This window comes from Nostoc sp. UCD121, assembly GCF_014222285.1.
Lineage (GTDB): Bacteria > Cyanobacteriota > Cyanobacteriia > Cyanobacteriales > Nostocaceae > Nostoc.
This window is the reverse complement of the sequence record NZ_JACKZS010000517.1, coordinates 1-637: the sequence shown is the minus strand read 5'-3', so window position 1 is coordinate 637 and position 637 is coordinate 1. Positions and strand designations below refer to the sequence as shown.

Genomic DNA, 637 nt, shown 5'->3' with positions numbered 1-637 from the left:
GGTTAATTAATAAAGACATAATTATTTATACATAAAACTAAGTTTTATAATTTCCCAACTATAAGGATTGGATGTTTTTAGGTATTGATATAAAAACTTAAATATTAAATATACTCTTAACGTCAATATTTCCCACATCGGACGATGCTTATGATAGTAGTAAATCTGGCTACGTCTATATTCTACAGACATTTTATTGGATATTTTTTTTACAGAATGTCCTCTTATATGGATTAGGGATGTCTGGGGAGTATAAATAATTTTATACCCTTCATTTCTGACTCTTTGACACAAATCAGAATCTTCAAAATACATAAAGAATTTTTCATCAAAGCCACCTAATAAATTAAATAAATTTGCCTTAATAAAAAAGGCTGCTCCAACGACAATATCTACTTCTTTAATATCTTGAAAATCCTGCTCTATAATATTAAAACCATTTTTATTTTCAGCATTTTTATGTATTTTTTGTGCTTGAAACTCTCCTTTAATTCCAATTTCAGGTGAAAAAGAAATTTGAAAACTTCCATCTGGAAAAAGTAATTTAGTACCAATAACACCTACATCTTGATTTACAGACATTAATTCTATAAGATGGGGTAAGATGTTATTTGTAAGTATTGTATCAGTATTTAAT

Annotated in this window: 1 protein-coding gene; it reads right to left on the bottom strand. The window is 26.8% G+C overall.

Going from position 1 to position 637, the window contains the following annotated elements; all coding sequences use genetic code 11:
* Positions 1-21 precede the first annotated feature (21 nt).
* A partial coding sequence (locus tag GNF10_RS37275; RefSeq protein WP_185607519.1) for a glycosyltransferase family 2 protein occupies positions 22-637 on the bottom strand: 616 nt, incomplete at its 5' end.